Origin of the sequence: Cupriavidus sp. SW-Y-13 (assembly GCF_009793345.1) — a bacterium.
GTDB lineage: Bacteria > Pseudomonadota > Gammaproteobacteria > Burkholderiales > Burkholderiaceae > Cupriavidus.
Window position 1 is genome coordinate 1,193,041 of the sequence record NZ_WHLX01000002.1, and the last position, 16,027, is coordinate 1,209,067.

Annotated in this window: 14 protein-coding genes and 1 riboswitch; of the genes, 6 read left to right on the forward strand and 8 right to left on the reverse strand. The window is 63.2% G+C overall.

Annotated features, from left to right (window positions below; all coding sequences use genetic code 11):
• Positions 1-29 precede the first annotated feature (29 nt).
• The gene (locus GA566_RS21040; protein WP_137923698.1) at positions 30-794 is read left to right on the forward strand and encodes an SDR family oxidoreductase; all 765 of its coding nucleotides are present in this window, start codon (positions 30-32) and stop codon (positions 792-794) included.
• A gap of 84 nt (positions 795-878) precedes the next feature.
• Complete coding sequence (locus tag GA566_RS21045) at positions 879-2,642, forward strand: class I adenylate-forming enzyme family protein (protein WP_137923699.1); 1,764 nt, start codon at positions 879-881, stop codon at positions 2,640-2,642.
• A gap of 47 nt (positions 2,643-2,689) precedes the next feature.
• Here the strand turns inward: GA566_RS21045 and GA566_RS21050 are convergent, their stop codons facing one another.
• The 3 genes from GA566_RS21050 to GA566_RS21060 form a co-directional block, all read right to left on the reverse strand.
• Positions 2,690-3,169, reverse strand: coding sequence for a CreA family protein (locus GA566_RS21050; protein ID WP_370459336.1), 480 nt, complete (start codon positions 3,167-3,169; stop codon positions 2,690-2,692).
• Positions 3,166-3,654, reverse strand: coding sequence for an acyl-CoA thioesterase (locus tag GA566_RS21055; RefSeq protein WP_137923700.1), 489 nt, complete (start codon positions 3,652-3,654; stop codon positions 3,166-3,168). The genes GA566_RS21050 and GA566_RS21055 overlap by 4 nt, the downstream gene beginning before the upstream one ends.
• A gap of 159 nt (positions 3,655-3,813) precedes the next feature.
• Positions 3,814-4,095 carry an HU family DNA-binding protein gene (locus tag GA566_RS21060; RefSeq protein WP_008651272.1) on the reverse strand — a complete coding sequence of 94 codons (282 nt, stop codon included), beginning with the start codon at positions 4,093-4,095 and terminating at the stop codon, positions 3,814-3,816.
• Positions 4,096-4,686: 591 nt separating this feature from the next.
• Between GA566_RS21060 and GA566_RS21065 the strand changes: the two genes are divergently transcribed.
• Together GA566_RS21065 and GA566_RS21070 are read left to right on the forward strand one after the other, a co-directional pair.
• The gene (locus GA566_RS21065; protein WP_137923701.1) at positions 4,687-5,889 is read left to right on the forward strand and encodes an ammonium transporter; all 1,203 of its coding nucleotides are present in this window, start codon (positions 4,687-4,689) and stop codon (positions 5,887-5,889) included.
• Between the two features lie 229 nt (positions 5,890-6,118).
• The gene (locus GA566_RS21070) at positions 6,119-6,985 is read left to right on the forward strand and encodes a mechanosensitive ion channel family protein (protein WP_137923702.1); all 867 of its coding nucleotides are present in this window, start codon (positions 6,119-6,121) and stop codon (positions 6,983-6,985) included.
• A 16-nt stretch (positions 6,986-7,001) separates the two neighbouring features.
• On the opposite strand, the gene GA566_RS21075 is transcribed toward GA566_RS21070, so the two are convergent.
• On the reverse strand, positions 7,002-8,219 hold the full coding sequence (locus GA566_RS21075; RefSeq protein WP_137923703.1) for a Bcr/CflA family multidrug efflux MFS transporter: 1,218 nt from the start codon (positions 8,217-8,219) through the stop codon (positions 7,002-7,004).
• A gap of 261 nt (positions 8,220-8,480) precedes the next feature.
• On the opposite strand from GA566_RS21075, the gene GA566_RS21080 reads away from it, so the two are divergent.
• Positions 8,481-9,062: a hypothetical protein gene (locus tag GA566_RS21080; protein ID WP_137923704.1), complete on the forward strand. Its 582-nt coding sequence runs from the start codon at positions 8,481-8,483 to the stop codon at positions 9,060-9,062.
• Positions 9,063-9,161: 99 nt separating this feature from the next.
• On the opposite strand, the gene mdoH is transcribed toward GA566_RS21080, so the two are convergent.
• A complete protein-coding gene (mdoH, locus tag GA566_RS21085; protein WP_160473934.1) occupies positions 9,162-11,768 on the reverse strand; it encodes a glucans biosynthesis glucosyltransferase MdoH in 2,607 nt (868 codons plus the stop codon).
• A complete protein-coding gene (locus tag GA566_RS21090) occupies positions 11,741-13,330 on the reverse strand; it encodes a glucan biosynthesis protein G (protein WP_160473935.1) in 1,590 nt (529 codons plus the stop codon). The genes mdoH and GA566_RS21090 overlap by 28 nt, the downstream gene beginning before the upstream one ends.
• A 504-nt stretch (positions 13,331-13,834) precedes the next feature.
• On the opposite strand from GA566_RS21090, the gene GA566_RS21095 reads away from it, so the two are divergent.
• Complete coding sequence (locus tag GA566_RS21095; RefSeq protein ID WP_160474693.1) at positions 13,835-14,233, forward strand: RT0821/Lpp0805 family surface protein; 399 nt, start codon at positions 13,835-13,837, stop codon at positions 14,231-14,233.
• A gap of 73 nt (positions 14,234-14,306) precedes the next feature.
• Here GA566_RS21095 and GA566_RS21100 read toward each other — a convergent pair whose 3' ends face one another.
• Together GA566_RS21100 and ribB are read right to left on the reverse strand one after the other, a co-directional pair.
• Entirely contained in the window at positions 14,307-14,876 is a 570-nt protein-coding gene (locus tag GA566_RS21100) for a surface-adhesin E family protein (protein WP_137923708.1), read from the reverse strand.
• A 148-nt stretch (positions 14,877-15,024) separates the two neighbouring features.
• The gene (gene ribB, locus GA566_RS21105) at positions 15,025-15,708 is read right to left on the reverse strand and encodes a 3,4-dihydroxy-2-butanone-4-phosphate synthase (protein WP_160473936.1); all 684 of its coding nucleotides are present in this window, start codon (positions 15,706-15,708) and stop codon (positions 15,025-15,027) included.
• Positions 15,709-15,856: 148 nt separating this feature from the next.
• Positions 15,857-16,018: riboswitch (FMN riboswitch) on the reverse strand.
• Positions 16,019-16,027 lie beyond the last annotated feature (9 nt).

Sequence of the window (16,027 nt, forward strand, 5' to 3'; positions counted from 1 at the left end):
CCGCTGCCATCCATCAGGAGACATCCACCATGTCATTGTTCGATCTGTCGGGCAAGGTAGCTATCATCACGGGTTCTTCGCGCGGTATCGGCCGCGCCATTGCCGAGCAACTGGCCGTGCAGGGTGCCAAAGTCGTCATTTCCTCGCGCAAGATCGAAGGCTGCCAGGAAGTGGCCGACGCCATCAATGCGAAGCACGGCGCGGGCACTGCGCTGGCGGTTGCGGCCAATATCTCGTCGAAGGAAGCACTGCAGCATCTGGTGGACGAGACCAACCGCGTATTTGGCCGCGTGGACGTGCTGGTATGCAATGCGGCATCCAACCCCTACTACGGGCCGATGAGCGGCGTCACGGACGAGCAGTTCCGCAAGGTGCTCGACAACAACGTGATTTCCAATCACTGGCTGATCCAGATGGTGGCGCCGCAGATGATTGATCGAAAGGATGGTTCGATCATCATCGTGTCGTCGATTGGCGGCCTGCGTGGGTCGCCTACGATTGGCGTCTACAACGTCTCGAAGGCCGCCGACTTCCAACTTGCCCGCAACCTTGCCGTGGAGTTCGGGCCGCACAACGTGCGCGTGAACTGCATCGCTCCGGGGCTGATCAAGACGGACTTCGCGCGAGCCCTTTGGGAAGATCCGGTCCGCTACAAGCAATCGACGGAAAACGCCCCGCTGCGCCGCATTGGCGAGCCGGTGGAGATTGCCGGCGCTGCATGCTTCCTGGCATCGGCAGCCAGCACGTTCATGACCGGACAGGCGATGGTCGTGGACGGTGGCGTGACGATCTGAGTCGTTACCTGAGTGACCTGGGGAGGGCCGCCGCCCGGCTGCCCTCCTGCTCGTTCATGGGCAGTTTCTCGCGGGAGGCCATGCATGTCGCATCAACCGCAGCAACCGCAACACGCAACACCTGCCGGCCAGTGGCCGGTCATGTCGATTGCCGAGGCCCACGCCCGGCTCACTGCGCCTGGCGCGCCGTTCGAAACTGAAACACGCGTGATCCGGGGCGTGCCCACCACCGTGTGGAAGAACGCGCCACCCACGCTGCGCGACCTGTTCCTGGTAGCGGCCGCGTGGGGCGAGCGCACCTTCGTGGTCTATGAGGGGGAGCGCGTCAGCTATCGCGCGTTCGTGCTTGCCGCCACGGCGCTGGCGCATCAGCTTGTGCGCGACGGTGTGCACCGCGGCGATCGCGTGGCCGTGGCCATGCGCAACCTGCCTGAATGGCCCGTGGCCTTCTACGCAGGCCTGCTGACCGGCGCCATCGTCACGCCGCTCAATGCCTGGTGGACCGGCCCCGAACTGCAATATGGGCTGGCCGACTCGGGCAGCAAGATCGCCATCGTCGATTTCGAGCGGCTCGACCGCATTCTCGAACACCTGCCGCAATGCCCCGCGCTGGAACGCATCTATGTCTCGCGTGCGCCAGAGGATGCCAGCTTCGACGATCCACGCATCGTGCCGCTGGCTTCAGTGATTGGCGAATCCCGCACGTGGGGCACCCTGCCCTCGCAATCGCTGCCCATCGTCCCGCTCGACCCCGAGGACGATGCCACGATCTTCTACACGTCAGGCACCACCGGGAAGCCCAAGGGCGCCGTGGGAACCCATCGCAACGCGTGCTCGGTAGCGGTCTGCGGGCAGTTCAGCCCGCTGCGCAACCTGCTGCGGCGCGGCGAACCCGTGCCGGAACCGGACCCCAATGCGCCACAGAAAGCCGCGCTACTGGCCGTGCCGTTCTTCCACGTCACGGGCTGCATGTCGGTCCTGAATGGCGCGCTGGCCGTGGGCGGCAAGATCGTGCTGATGCATCGGTGGGACACGCTACGTGCCATGGGCCTGATCGAGACCGAGCGGTGCACTTCGGCAGGTGGTGTGCCTACCATCGCATGGCAGATCATCGAACATCCACAACGCGCAGCCTTTGACCTGTCGTCGCTGGAAAACATGCATTACGGTGGCGCGCCCGCTTCGCCGGAACTGGTGCGGCGCATCCAGGAAGCGTTTCCAAAAGCTGCGCCAGGCATTGGCTGGGGCATGACGGAAACGTCGGCCACGTTCACGAGCCACAGCGCCGAGGAATACGTGCATCGCGCAGATAGCAGCGGCCCGTCCCTGCCAATCGGCGAGATGAAGATCGATGACGGGTTCGGCAACGCGCTGCCCGTGGGCGAGATTGGCGAGTTGATGGTGCGCGGCGCCAATGTGGTCCACAGCTACTGGAACAAGCCCGAGGCCACGGCCAAGACGTTTTCCGACGGCTGGTTGCGCACTGGCGACGTGGCGCGTCTCGACGAAGACGGCTTCGTGTACATCGTGGATCGCATGAAGGACATGCTGATTCGCGGTGGCGAAAACATCTACTGCATCGAGGTGGAAAGCGCGCTGTATGCGCATCCGTCGATCATGGATGCCGCTGTGGTGGGCATCGCGCACCGGACGCTGGGAGAGGAACCGGCCGCGGTGGTGAGTCTCAAGCCGGGGATGGCGGCGAGCGAAACCGAGCTACAGGCGTTTGTGCGCGAGCGGATTGCGGGGTTCAAGGTGCCGGTGCGGATCATCGTGCTGGACGAGATGTTGCCGCGCAATCCGAACGGGAAGATCTTGAAGTCGAACCTGCGCAAGCTGTTCGATTAGGTCCAGCGGGTCGGGCGGGCTCTCGGGTCCGCCCTCATTCGACTCGCTTATTTCACCGGGATCGGCGTCCCCGCCGGCACCGGCACGGCCGTCACCGCATTCTGCGGGCTACCACTGACGATGCGGTCCGAATAGGTCAGGTAGACCAGCGTATTGCGCTTGCGGTCCACCGCACGCACCACGTGCAGCGTCTTGAACAGGATCGACATGCGCTCGGAGAACACGTCCTCCTGTGCCTTCAGCGGGCCCTTGAACGCGATGGTGCCCACCTGACGGCAGGCAATCGACGCCTCCGGCGGGTCCTCGGCCATACCGAGAGAGCCCTTGATACCACCGGTGCGCGCCCGCGAGACATAGCACGTCACGCCGTCCACTTGCGGGTCATCGTAGGCCTCAATGACGACCTTGTCGGAACCCGTCATGCGGAAATTCGTCGATACGCTGCCGATTTCCTCGGCATGGACGGCGGCTGCAAAGCACGCCACCATGACGCACAGCCCAGTCCTGACGACGTTCCTGACGCTCATTCCGATGTTGCTCCCTTGATCTCGTCGTGCCTGCGTTCCATTTCCTGGCGCAGCGCGCGGCGTTGCTTGGCGGCCTCGAAGCGCTGGCGCTCCACTTCGTCGCGCGGCTGCAGCGGCGGCACCTCGGCGGGCGCACCGTTGTCGTCCACGGCAACCATCGTGAAATAGCAGCTATTGGTGTGGCGCACAACCTTGCTGCGGATATTTTCCGTCACCACCTTGATTCCGATCTCCATCGAGCTGCGGCCCGTGAAGTTGACGGCGGCAAGGAACGTCACGAGTTCGCCTACGTGGATCGGCTGGCGGAACATCACCTGGTCCACCGAGAGCGTCACCACGTAGCGGCCGGCGTAGCGGCTGGCGCAGGCATACGCGACCATGTCCAGGTACTTCAGAATGGTGCCGCCGTGGACATTGCCGGAGAAATTGGCCATGTCCGGCGTCATCAGCACGGTCATGGAAAGCTGGTGGGACAAATCGTTCATCGCTGAAAATCCAGAATTCGAGCCTGAGGCGCGGGCAGTGTAACGCGACACGCCTCGCAATGGCACGAATAGAGATAGGAATTCCGCGAGAAGAGACCCGGCACAAAAAAGAAAAGCGGCCCCGCAGGCCGCTCTCTGTACTCCGCAGACGTGATGCGCTTACTTCTTCTTGTTCACGGCGTCCTTGAAACCTTGGCCGGCGGAGAACTTCACCGTCTTTGCTGCCGGGATCTTGATGGTTTCACCAGTACGCGGATTGCGACCGGTACGGGCGGCACGCTTGCCCGAGCTGAAGCTGCCAAAACCCACCAGCGTGACGGAGTCACCCTTGGCTACTGCCTTCTTGATACTGTCCAGCGCAGCGTTCAGCGCGCGCTCGGCGGCGGCATTGCTGAGTTCTGCTTCCGCGGCGATGGCCGATACCAGTTCACCTTTATTCATGGCTGTTTCCCTTGTTGGTCGTCGTCACCGGACTTATGCCAAGTGGCAAAAAGTCCGATCGGCGCAGTCTAATCTGCCCATTAAGGCTTGAGCAATCCCCAGTGGCACCAATGCAACGAAAACCGCCGCAAATCGTTCTGTGGCAACACTTAGCGGGCGTTTTACCCCTCTGTTTCCCAGATCGCGACATCACATTATTTGAATTTCATGTAAAGAACGGCGCACTTGGGTGAGAAACCGAGAATAGATCGAAAAAGTGGCGTGTCAGCAATAATATGCTCCCCCGCCTTCGATTATTCCGCCCAAGCGCAAAGCATCACGATGGTGCAGGAAATTTCCATGCACCTTTTCGGGTCTGCTGCATCGCCGCAAATGCGTCAATCTGGCGCATAAGGTCTCTCGCATTGCTGGATAACTACCTCCCTTTCCAGCGTCAGCGGCGCCGATGCCGTCCGGAAGCCCGGCTGAAGAGCGCCGTCCCAGTGCATTTCGCACCGTGTTTGCGCGAATTTCCCCGTTTTGCCGCCTTTTCAGGAACGCAAATTGCTTATCGCTGCTCCCATTTCGAGCATAAATCGGGCAAAGATAACGATGGATAACCTGAAGACTGGCACGGATGCGCTGTTCATCCTGCTCGGCGCAATCATGGTGCTGGCCATGCACGCCGGATTTGCGTTCCTGGAACTGGGCACCGTACGGAAGAAAAACCAGGTCAATGCACTGGTGAAAATACTGGTCGACTTTGCGGTCTCAACCCTGGCCTATTTCTTCATCGGTTATACGATCGCCTACGGCGTCCAGTTTTTCTCCGGTGCCGAAGTGCTTGCGGAGAAGAACGGCCACGAACTCGTGAAGTTCTTCTTCCTGGCCACCTTCGCAGCGGCCATCCCGGCGATCATCTCCGGCGGTATCGCCGAGCGCTCCAGGTTCAACCCGCAACTGGTGGCTACGTTCGTGCTGGTGGGATTTGTCTATCCGTTCTTCGAGGGTATCGTCTGGAACAACCGGTTCGGGCTGCAGGACTGGCTGGCCTCGGTGACTGGCGCGCCCTTCCATGACTTTGCCGGTTCGGTGGTCGTGCATGCGGTTGGCGGATGGATCGCCCTGCCCGCCGTGCTGCTGCTTGGCGCGCGGCGTGGCCGGTATCAGAAGGATGGCCGCATCAGCGCGCATCCGCCTTCGAACATTCCGTTCCTGGCGCTTGGGGCATGGGTGCTGGCCGTGGGCTGGTTCGGCTTCAACGTGATGAGCGCCCAGACCATCGACAAGATCAGCGGTCTGGTGGCCATCAACTCGCTGATGGCGATGGTCGGCGGCACACTGGCTGCGTGGGCGGCCGGGCGCAATGACCCTGGGTTCTCCTATAACGGCCCGCTGGCTGGTCTGGTGGCTGTCTGCGCGGGCTCGGACATCATGCATCCGCTTGGCGCGCTCGTCACCGGCGCGGTGGCCGGACTGCTGTTCGTCTATCTGTTTACGCTGGCGCAGAACAAGTGGCATATCGACGATGTGCTCGGCGTCTGGCCGCTGCACGGCCTCTGCGGCGCGTGGGGCGGCATCGCGGCGGGCATCTTCGGCACGCGCATGCTGGGCGGCATGGGCGGCGTATCGTTGGTGTCGCAGATCACCGGCACGCTGGCGGGCATCATCGTGGCAGTTGTCGGCGGCACGCTGGTCTATGGCGCGCTGAAGAAGTTCGTCGGCATTCGTCTCGATGCCGAGGAAGAATTCAACGGCGCCGACCTGACCCTGCACCGCATCTCGGCCACGCCAGAGCGGGAGACGAACTGGTAAGACGGTTCCGATGACACGCGCGACCGGCACATCGCGCTGAACGCCGGTCGCGCAGCAACGCCGACATCACAAAGTTTGACTTGAACTTTCGGGCCCGCGCGTCCAATAATGCCCTTGCCCCTCCCCAAACGCCGCAACAGGCGTGTCTCGCAATCCTGACATTCCCGACAGCGTTTTCTCTTTCGCCGTCCCTGGTTTTTTCCTGCCCGTCAAAACTGGAGCGTGTCTCATGGATACCACCTCGCTGCAAAGCATCCGCGACATCATTTACGGCTACGCCACAGTATTCGGGGTCAAGATTCTCGCTGCCCTGGCATTCTGGGTCGTGGGCCGCTGGCTGATTCATTTCGTGGTGCGGCTGGTGCAGAAATCGCTGGCCAAACAGAGCGTCGATCCCACCCTGCTGCGCTATGTCGGATCGATTGTCACCGTCACGCTGAACGTGGTGCTGGTAATTGGCATCCTCGGTTACTTCGGCATCCAGACCACCACGTTTGCGGCACTGATTGCTGCGGCGGGCGTCGCCATCGGCATGGCATGGTCAGGGCTGATGGCGAACTTCGCAGCAGGCGCGTTTCTGGTGGTACTGCGGCCGTTCAAGGTCGGCGACTTCGTCACCATCGGCGGCGTCACCGGCACGGTGGTAGAAATCGGACTGTTCGCCACCTCGATGAATACCCCCGACAACGTCATGACCGTGGTCGGCAACAACAAGATTTTCTCGGACACGATCCAGAACTTCACGGCCAATGCGTTCCGGCGCGTGGAATTGAAAGCGCAACTGGCCGGCTCCACCGATGTGGCAGCGGCCACCGCGCTGCTCAAGGAAAAGATTGCCGCGATTCCCAACGTGCTGCCTGACCCAGCCGTGGAAGTCGAGATCCTTGAATTCACGCTCGTGGGGCCGGTGCTGGCCGTCCGGCCGTTCTGCCATAACGATCACTACTGGCAGGTCTATTTCGATACCAACCGCACGATTCGCGACACCTTTGGCCAGGCCGGATTTGCCGCGCCGATGCCGGCACAGGTCGTGGTCATGCAGAACTCGCCAGCCGTGCCGATGGCGCCTGCGCAACCCGCCAACCAGGCGGCCTGAATCCCGCCCGAAGTCGTCAGTGAGGTTGCGGCTGCAGGCCAGCTCGCCCATACAGGCGCAGCAGGACGGCGCCGCTTCCACAGATCGCCATCACGACGGCCAGCGGCAACGCCGTGCCGTCGTGCCAGACGCTGACTGCCGCGCCCGCTATCGTGCCGAAGCCGAATTGCAGCGTACCCATCAGCGCCGAGGCCGTGCCTGCGCGATGGCTCTGACGCGACAGCGCCAATGCCGAAGCATTGGGCGTGATGCAGCCGAGTCCGGCGAGAAACACGAAGAAGCAGCACAGCAGCACCGGCAATGAAGCGAGGCCGAGCAGCGCCGTCGCGGCCAGCACCAGGCCCGCGATGCACGGCGCAAACAGGGCCGTACGCAATATGTCATCGAGCGCGCGTGCACGCACCAGTCGTGCATTGACCTGCGACATCGCGATCAGGCCGAACGCATTCGCGCCAAAGACAAAGCCGTAGTGGGAGGGATCGATGCCATGCAGTTCGATCAGCACAAACGGCGAGCCAGCAATATAGGCGAACATGCCGCCCTGCACGCAGCCAGCCGACAGCGAATAGCCCAGGAATTCCCGATCGCGCAGCAGTTCCCAGTAACCGCGCAGCACCGTACCGGGATGCAGCGTGCGGCGCCGTTGCGGATCGAGCGACTCTTCCATGCGCGAATGGACGAACCACAGCAGCAGGACAGCAGCGCCGCAATGGATCCAGAAAATCGCGCGCCAGCCGGCCGCCGCGAGCACTGCCCCGCCGATCAGCGGTGCCAGGATAGGCGCCAGCCCCATCACCAGCATCAGCGACGAGAACGCGCGCGCCGACTCGCGGGCTTCCAGCCGGTCGCGGATCACTGCACGCGACACCACCAGCCCGGTGCATCCGCCGAGCGCCTGCAAGAAGCGCCACAGCATCAGAGACTCCACGCTCGATGCCAGCGCACAACCTGCAGCGGCCAGGCCGTAGAGCGTCAAGCCAACATAGAGCGGCGCCTTGCGACCGTAGCGATCGCTGATCGGCCCATAGAACGCCTGCCCGATGGCCAGCCCCACCAGGAACGTGCCGAGCGTGAGTTGCACCTGTCCGATATCGGTACGCAGGTCTGCCGCCAGTGCCGGGAAGGCCGGCAGGTACATGTCGATGGAAAGCGGTGCGATGGCTGTCAGCGACGCGCAGATCAGCAGCCAGAGCGGAAAGCGCGCCGAAGAAGGCGCGCTCGTATGGAACGTCATGAAAGGATTCCGGAAAGTCTGGGCGCAATTGTTGCACAGCGCGGGAACGTGTAGCGGTCCATCCGTCAAGCCGCTGCAAGTACCGTGGAAATTCCGCCTCAACCATTCCAACCATGCAAATCCATGTGTGGCGCGGCTTTCACGTGTGCCAAGGTGGAGGGTACAATGCCTGCCTGTCGGTACGGATGTTATCCAGACCAAGCAGTCAGACGCATCGCGGAAGACGGATCACGGGACCCGTCCCCGGCACCGTTATCCTGCATGACCATACGATCCAAGCCGTTTATAGCCTCGCTCAGCCTGGTTGCCTTAGCAGCCTTGCCGCCGCTGCCCGCATGGGCCGCGCCTGGCCGGCCCGCAGCCGTGGCACCCGCCTCGTCACCCGCGCCCGTGGTGGTTGACGAAGCCGAAGCACTCTCACGCATGCTCAAGGGCGCCGCCACCGGCCAGAACACCGGTGCGGCCGGTGTGCCCGAATTGCTGCGCAGCACGAATCGTCCTGACAGCGTCCTGGCGCGCGCCTGCCGGCAGCTCAATGACGCGTTGCCCATCGAGATCGACGGCGAAACGCGGCTGCGCCGCTGCCAGTCCATTCCGGGCAAGCACGTGCTGTTCCAACTGGAGCTGACCAACTATCGCGGGCCGATGCTGGACCTCGCCAGCTTCGAGGTGAACTACGCCGCCCCGCTCCAGCGCAACATCTGCGCGAACCGCGACGTGGAAATCCTGACCAAGATCGGCGTGAGCATGATGTTCCGCTACATGACGCGGAACGACCGCGGCGAACGCCGTGTGGGCGACGTCTACATCAACGCGCCGATCTGCGTGTCCGCGCTGCGTTAGCGCCCCTGCGTCAGGCGTTTAAAACGCGTCCGTCAATCCCCACGCACCCATAAAAAACGGCAGGCCACTGGCCTGCCGCTCTTCTTGTGGACACCCGCGTCAGAGCGGGCGTGGCCGTAGCGGCAGCACGTTCGGCGCGCGGCGCAACAGTACCCGGGTCTCCTTCCACGCGCTGTCCGCGAGCGGCGATCCCCATACGAGTTCGTGCAGCTTCGACAGCGCAAACGGATCGCCCAGCAACACATGCTTCTGGGCCGGCGACAGCGATCCCGGGCCATTGGTCAACGCATGCTGCACCAGCGAGGCATGCTGCAATCGGGCCGGCTCGGGCTGGATCGTCCGCGCGGTGGCCGTGGCGCACATCAGCGCATTGGTCACGGGGTCCACCACGGCATCGACAAACCCCGGCGTGTGCTGCGCGCTTTCCACATGCTGCTGCGTCTCGACGATCTCGCGCGGCACCAGCGTTTCTTCCGGGATCATGAACAGCCCCGCACGGCGTGCTGCACGGCCCAGTGGCACGCGTGACAGCATGACCGACAAGGGAATCGACAACGCCAGCGACCCGACGATCGGCAGCAGCCACCAGATGAAGCCCGGGCTCAGCCAGTACACGCCGGCGCCCCAGACAATGCCCAGCACCGTGTGCCAGCCGTGTCGGCGGAACGCCTCGCCCCAATGGGTCTCGGCATCCTCGCGCGGCGGCGATTTCCATGAGATGCCCCACCCGCTGTAGGCCGCGATCACGAACTTCGTATGGAACAGCATGCGCGTGGGCGCCAGCAGTGCCGACAGCGCCATCTCGATCAACATGCTGAGGAACAAGCGCACCGGACCCCCGTACTGCTTCGCATCCTTGAGCAACAGAATCACGCTGAACAGTTTCGGCAGGAACAGCAATGTCGCCGTGGCCGAGAACAGCGCCAACGCCTTCTCGGGATGCCATTCGGGCCAGGTCGGGAACAACTGGTAAGGCTTGGTGAAATACTCCGGCGGCACCAGCGCATGCTTGGCCAGCGCAGCCGTGGACAGCAGCAGGAACAGGAACCAGAGCGGCGCCGAGACATAGGCCATGATGCCCGTCAGGAACACGGCGCGGTGCACGGCATGGAAGCCCTGTTTCATCCACAGCCGGAAGTTCATCAGGTTGCCCTGGCACCAGCGGCGATCCCGTTTCACCTCATCGAGCAGGTTCGGCGGCAGTTCTTCGAACGAACCTGGCAGGTCGTAGGCAATCCACACGCCCCACCCTGCGCGACGCATCATCGCGGCTTCCACGAAATCGTGCGACAGGATTTCGCCCGAGAGCGGCCCCTTGCCCGGCAGTGGCGCCAGTCCGCAATGCTCCATGAACGGCTTGATACGGATGATGGCGTTGTGGCCCCAATAGTGCGACTCACCAAGTTGCCAGTAGTGCAGCCCCGCCGTGAACAACGGACCGTAGACGCGCGTCGAGAACTGCTGCACGCGTGCGTAGAGCGTATCGCGCCCCACGGCCAGCGGTGCGGTCTGGATGATGCCGGCGCCCGGATTGGCTTCCATCAGGCGCGTCAGCGTAGCCAGGCAGTCGCCGCTCATGACGCTGTCTGCATCGAGCACGATCATGTAGCGATACTTGCTGCCCCAGCGACGGCAGAAGTCCGCCACGTTGCCGGTCTTGCGCTTCACGCGATGCCGGCGCCAGCGATAGAACACGCGCCCGAAACCGCCCACGGCGCGGCACAGTTCCATCCACGCATCGTGCTCGGCCGTGCGCAGGTCAGGATTGCCGCTATCGGACAGTACGAAGAAATCGAAATGCTGCAGTTCGCCGGTCCGTTCGAGCGATTCGTACGTGGCGCGCAACCCTGCGAACACACGCGTCACATCCTCGTTCGCGATCGGCATGATGATGGCCGTGCGCGCGGATGGATCGATTGGCGCATCGGTCGCGGCGGTGCGCGAGATCAGATGCTTGTCGCCACCCTTTGCCAGGACGAGGAAGCCCATCATGGCGGTCCAGAAACCGGCGGACACCCAGGCGAACAGAATGGCGAACAAGGTGAGGATCGCCACTTCGAGCGGATCGGCGCCGTGGTACGGCAGCACATTCGACATGAAGTAGGTGGCGGTGATGGTCTGGATCACCACCAGCACGAGCAGCACCCAGCGGCGATGCGAGCCGGCGGGATGCCACTTGCCCTCGGCATCGGGACCATCATGCAGCGTGTCCCAGGTCTCCGGCACCGGCGAGCGGCCCATCAGCTTTCGCCAGCCATTGCGGATGCCGCCCCATACGATATGCGGCGGCCATTGGCGGGGCACCATCGATGCACGCTCGGGTTCCGGCCCCGTATGGACACGCACGGTGCCGTCGTCGTGACGTTCGAGCAGCGGTTCGCCATCGATCTGGGGGTTGCCATAGGCCATCGAGAAACGACGGCCGACCGAAGCGTAGGTGCTCCCACCCGGGGTACTGCGCGCATCCAATTCGGTAGCGTCCTTGTCCTTCGGGTCGCGGCCAGCGAGCCGCGCCTGCAATTCCATCATGGCCGAGGGCACTTCGATGCCTTCGGCAGGCACGGTCGAGATGACGTGCTTCGGGGTGTCGGCCAGCAGTTCGCCACGGAGTTCCGGCGAGACCGGCAAGCGATCGACATAGCGCTCGCATGCCGCGGCCGCCTGAGCCGGGCGCTGCTTCAGCCTGGAGGTAGGATGTAGCTCCATGTCTCGGATAGGGTTGTATTGCCGTTGCGAAGGTAGCCGCGCAACTCAACCGGCTTGCTCTCGTCCTTGCGCCGCATGAACATCGTCATGCGCCAGCCACCCGTGGCTTCGTTACGCTGAACTATTGTTTTCAGTAGCTCGCCGTTGGCATCCGCGGACACCACCGGATTGAGCCGTACATCGTCGGCCAGCTTCTTGAAAGCCGGTCCTTCGAAATCCACCACCAGCGAGAAGCTGGTGTCGTCCTGCTTGCGCGTGAGGCCCTGGCCCCGACGCGTCTGTGTCACCCACGACAGCGGCGGCAGGTTCTCGCCGTCCTTCTGCCATTTGAGGCGGTACTCGTAATCGAATGCCTGCTTCGGCTTGGGCGGATTCTCGGGCACCCAGAACGCCACGATGTTGTCGTTGGTCTCGTCCGGCGTGGGAATCTGCACCAGCTCGACGCGGCCCGCACCCCAGTTGCCCTTTGGCTCCACCCACGCGCTCGGCCGGCGCTCGTACCACGAGCCGATTTCCTGATAGCTGTCGAAGCTGCGATCGCGCTGCATCAGGCCGTAACCCTGCGGATTGGTGGCACCGAACGAGGTCACCAGCAGCCGCTTGGGATTGACCAGCGGGCGCCAGATCCACTCGCCCGTACCCAGTTGCACCGACAGGCCATCGGAGTCATGCACCTCGGGGCGGAAGTCGGCGCTGCCCGACGGCTGGTTCTCGCCGAACAGGTACATGCTGGTCAACGGAGCCAGACCCAGCTTGGTGACATGCTCGCGCAGGAACAGGCGCGACTTCACTTCCATCACGGTCTCGTCGCCAGGTTTGATGACAAACCGGTAGGCACCGCTGATGCGTCGCGAATCCATCAGCGCGTAGATCGTCAACTGCTTGTCGTTGGCCGAAGGACGTTCGATCCAGTATTCGACAAAGCGCGGAAACTCCTCGCCGGAATTAAGTGCGGTATCCACGGCCACGCCGCGTGCCGACAACCCGTACCATTGGTCCTTGCCCAGTGCGCGGAAGTAGCTCGCACCGAGGAACGATGCAAGTTCGTCCTTGCGCTTGCCCTGGTTCAGCGGATACATCAGCCGGAAGCCAGCAAAGCCCAGCCCCTTGAGCTTGGCCGGGTCTACCTTGTGCGAACCGTAGTTGAACGCGGCCGGATCGAAGCGAAACTCGCGCACGCTGCCGCTCACCACCTCGTTGATCTTCACGGGCTGGTCGAACACCATGCCCTCATGGAAGAACGAAATCTCGAAGGGCAATCGCGCACCGCGCCATGCAAACCGCTCGGGCTTGTACTCGATCTCGCGGTAGCGCTCGTAGGACAGCTCCTTCAACTCGCGCGGCAGTTCCTGTGCCTTGGCGGGCTTGTACGGCGAGGCCGAGAGTTGCCGTGCACGCGCCGCCACCGTCTCGAAGTCGAAGGCGTGCGCGGTCAGGGCCATCACGGCCAGCATGCCGCCACCAATCCATCGCCCCAGTGCTCCCCCTCTGCCGGATGAACGGCGCGCGGGCGCTACCGTCTGGCGTTGGGCGGAATGGAACGACGTGGGATGTGCGGTCATGAAGGCCGGTGATCGGGTTAGCGGGGAAACAGGCAGCCGGACGACGCGGCCGCACCGGAATGCGTCAGGAAACTTCAACGTGGATACAACGATGACGACAAGCGATGGTTCAGCGACAACTTTTAGCAAGAGACGGACCAGCACCTGATCTGTTGCGCTACGCATCATCCAAGGTTAGGCCATGGAAGACGGACGACAACGTCGCGGTGACTTGTCCGGATTGTTGCAATGCGAGCCGGAACCTTAACAATTCGAGCCTTAAAAGTCACGTTTCGGCGCCGCAACGTTTGCAACAAAATGTCTCACCAGTGGGGTGAAAGCCGCTCGCCATATGGCTTTGGCGGCAAAAGACACGCATGGAGCATGCACGCCGCGGGGGATTTCGAGCATGTTCCGATGGCAGGCGAGGTCAAGGCTGTGCGCTGGAATCCACCGCACGCCGCGACAGGCGTCTACAATCGCCAGCGTCAGTTGTCGACTTCCATCACCAACAAGGAAACCGTCATGAACGTTCGCCGACCCCGTGGCATCGCCGTAGCCGCCAGCCTTGCCGCCCTGCTCGTGGCCGCTTCACCGTCCGCGTTCGCGTATTTCGAGAATTATCTGTCTGGGAGCATTATCGGCACGCTCACGCAGAAGGAAGCGGCATCGTTGCAGAAGTCCGTGCGCACCGCGCTGGTGGATACCGAGGACAACAAGGCCGTGGAGTGGCACTACCCGGCCGAGAACCGCCGCCAGGCGGTGGATGGCACGATCAGCCCCGTGGAAACGCGCACCGACAAGGGCCAGACGTGCCGCCGGCTGAAGTCCGAACTCAAGCGCGGCAGCGCCACCGAGGCGTGGTCGGGCTGGTTCTGCAAGCAGTCCAACGGCACCTGGAAGGCGCGTCACGTTGGCGAATGACAATCGTTGAACGTTGAATAGTGGCAGGACGCGGGCGGCGCGCGAGACGTGCCACCCGCTGCAAGACTCGAACTCAGTGACAGAGCCGGGTCACCAGATCGCCCGCCAGGGTACCTGACGCAGCCGGCATCGGCATGCCGGCCTGTGGGCCCCGTATCGTATAGAGCGACTCACCGCGTGCGTAGCGCTTGTTGTAGAGCGTTTGCTCGATCACGGCATACATCGAGGTGGCGCAGTTGAACACCATGCGTTTCAGCGACGAACGGATCGTGTCGCCGCTGGCGGTCTTGATGACGCCGGGCGGCGCATTGTGGACCAGCGCCACACCTACCTCGGTGCCACGCCGACGAATCGATTCCTGATCGAGATAGGACACCACGCCATTGCCACCCATCAGGGGCACCCAACGCCGGGGATCGGGCGCGCCGGGATCGGGCGAAGCCAGCAGGACACAGTCTTCACGCGGTGAGGCACGAAACACGGTGCCGCCGCTCGGGCCTTTGCACTGATACAGACCGGCAGCCGCTGCAGGACGCACTGCGTTTGAATTGAAAGGCGCCGCACCGGTGGATTCGGCATGGGCCACGAGACTGAAACACGCGCCAACGAGCAGGGTCGCGCGTGCAAGCATGCGGGAGAACATCGGGGAGTACCCTCGTCAAGACGGGAAAGAAGCCCCGGATTTTCGCACAGCATGGAACCATCACGACAGCCCGTGACGCGCGGAATTACCCATGGGGGCAATACCCGCGCGCGGATTCCGTGCGATTTTCGCCTGCTATTGCGCCAGATCAGCCGTGGATTTCGCGCCAGGCCACGAGGTCGGCAATCGTCAGAATCGGCAACTGATACGTCTGGGCAAACACCAGCGCCTCGGCGCGGCGTGCCATCGTACCGTCCGGATTCATCAGTTCGCACAGCACCGCAGCCGGCGACAGGCCAGCCATGCGCGCCAGCTCCACCGAGCCTTCGGTATGGCCACGACGCTGGAGCACGCCACCATCCACAGCCACCAGCGGAAACACGTGGCCAGGGCTGACCACCGCGTCTGTGCCCGCGCCATCGGCAATGGCGGCCTGGATCGTCGTGATGCGATCCGCTGCGCTGACACCGGTGCTCACGCCTTCGCGTGCCTCGATCGACACCGTGAACGCCGTGCCGTACTGGCTGCGGTTGTTCTCGACCATCGGACGCAGGCCCAGGTCGCGCACCTTGTCGGCGGTCAGGCACAGGCAGACGATGCCGCTGCATTCGCGGATCATCATCGCCATGTTGGACTGGGTCAGCCGCTCGGCGGCAAGGATCAGGTCGGCTTCGTTTTCACGGTCGTCGTCGTCCAGCAGCACGACGGGACGGCCTTCGCGCATGGCATCGAGGGCCTGGGCGATACGCTCGGCGAGCGGACGCGGGTCGGCATCGTCAGCCACTTCTGAGGAAACTTCGGGGATACCGGGGGTCTTGTTGAGAGTCAGCATTGGTGAAACGCTCCGTGCAAATCAGTTCAAGGGCGTTTCAGGGGAACGATCAAGCGGCAACCGCACGGCAGCCGGCGCACGCGCAGCACCGCCCCACGGCAAAGCCCGGGCCAACGCTCCGCGCGCACGGACGCACCGTGCGGATTCCGCCCATCTTCTTTCATCCGGACTATGACCGTCGGCCCTGGCATCTCACCAGATCTGCTGACCCCGCACGGGAGTGCGGGCGCTCGCGGGCTCGTGGCAACGCATCTTGCAATGGTTTCCACATACCGCCGGTGGGGACTTTCACCCCGCCCTGAAGACGTAACGATGCCGC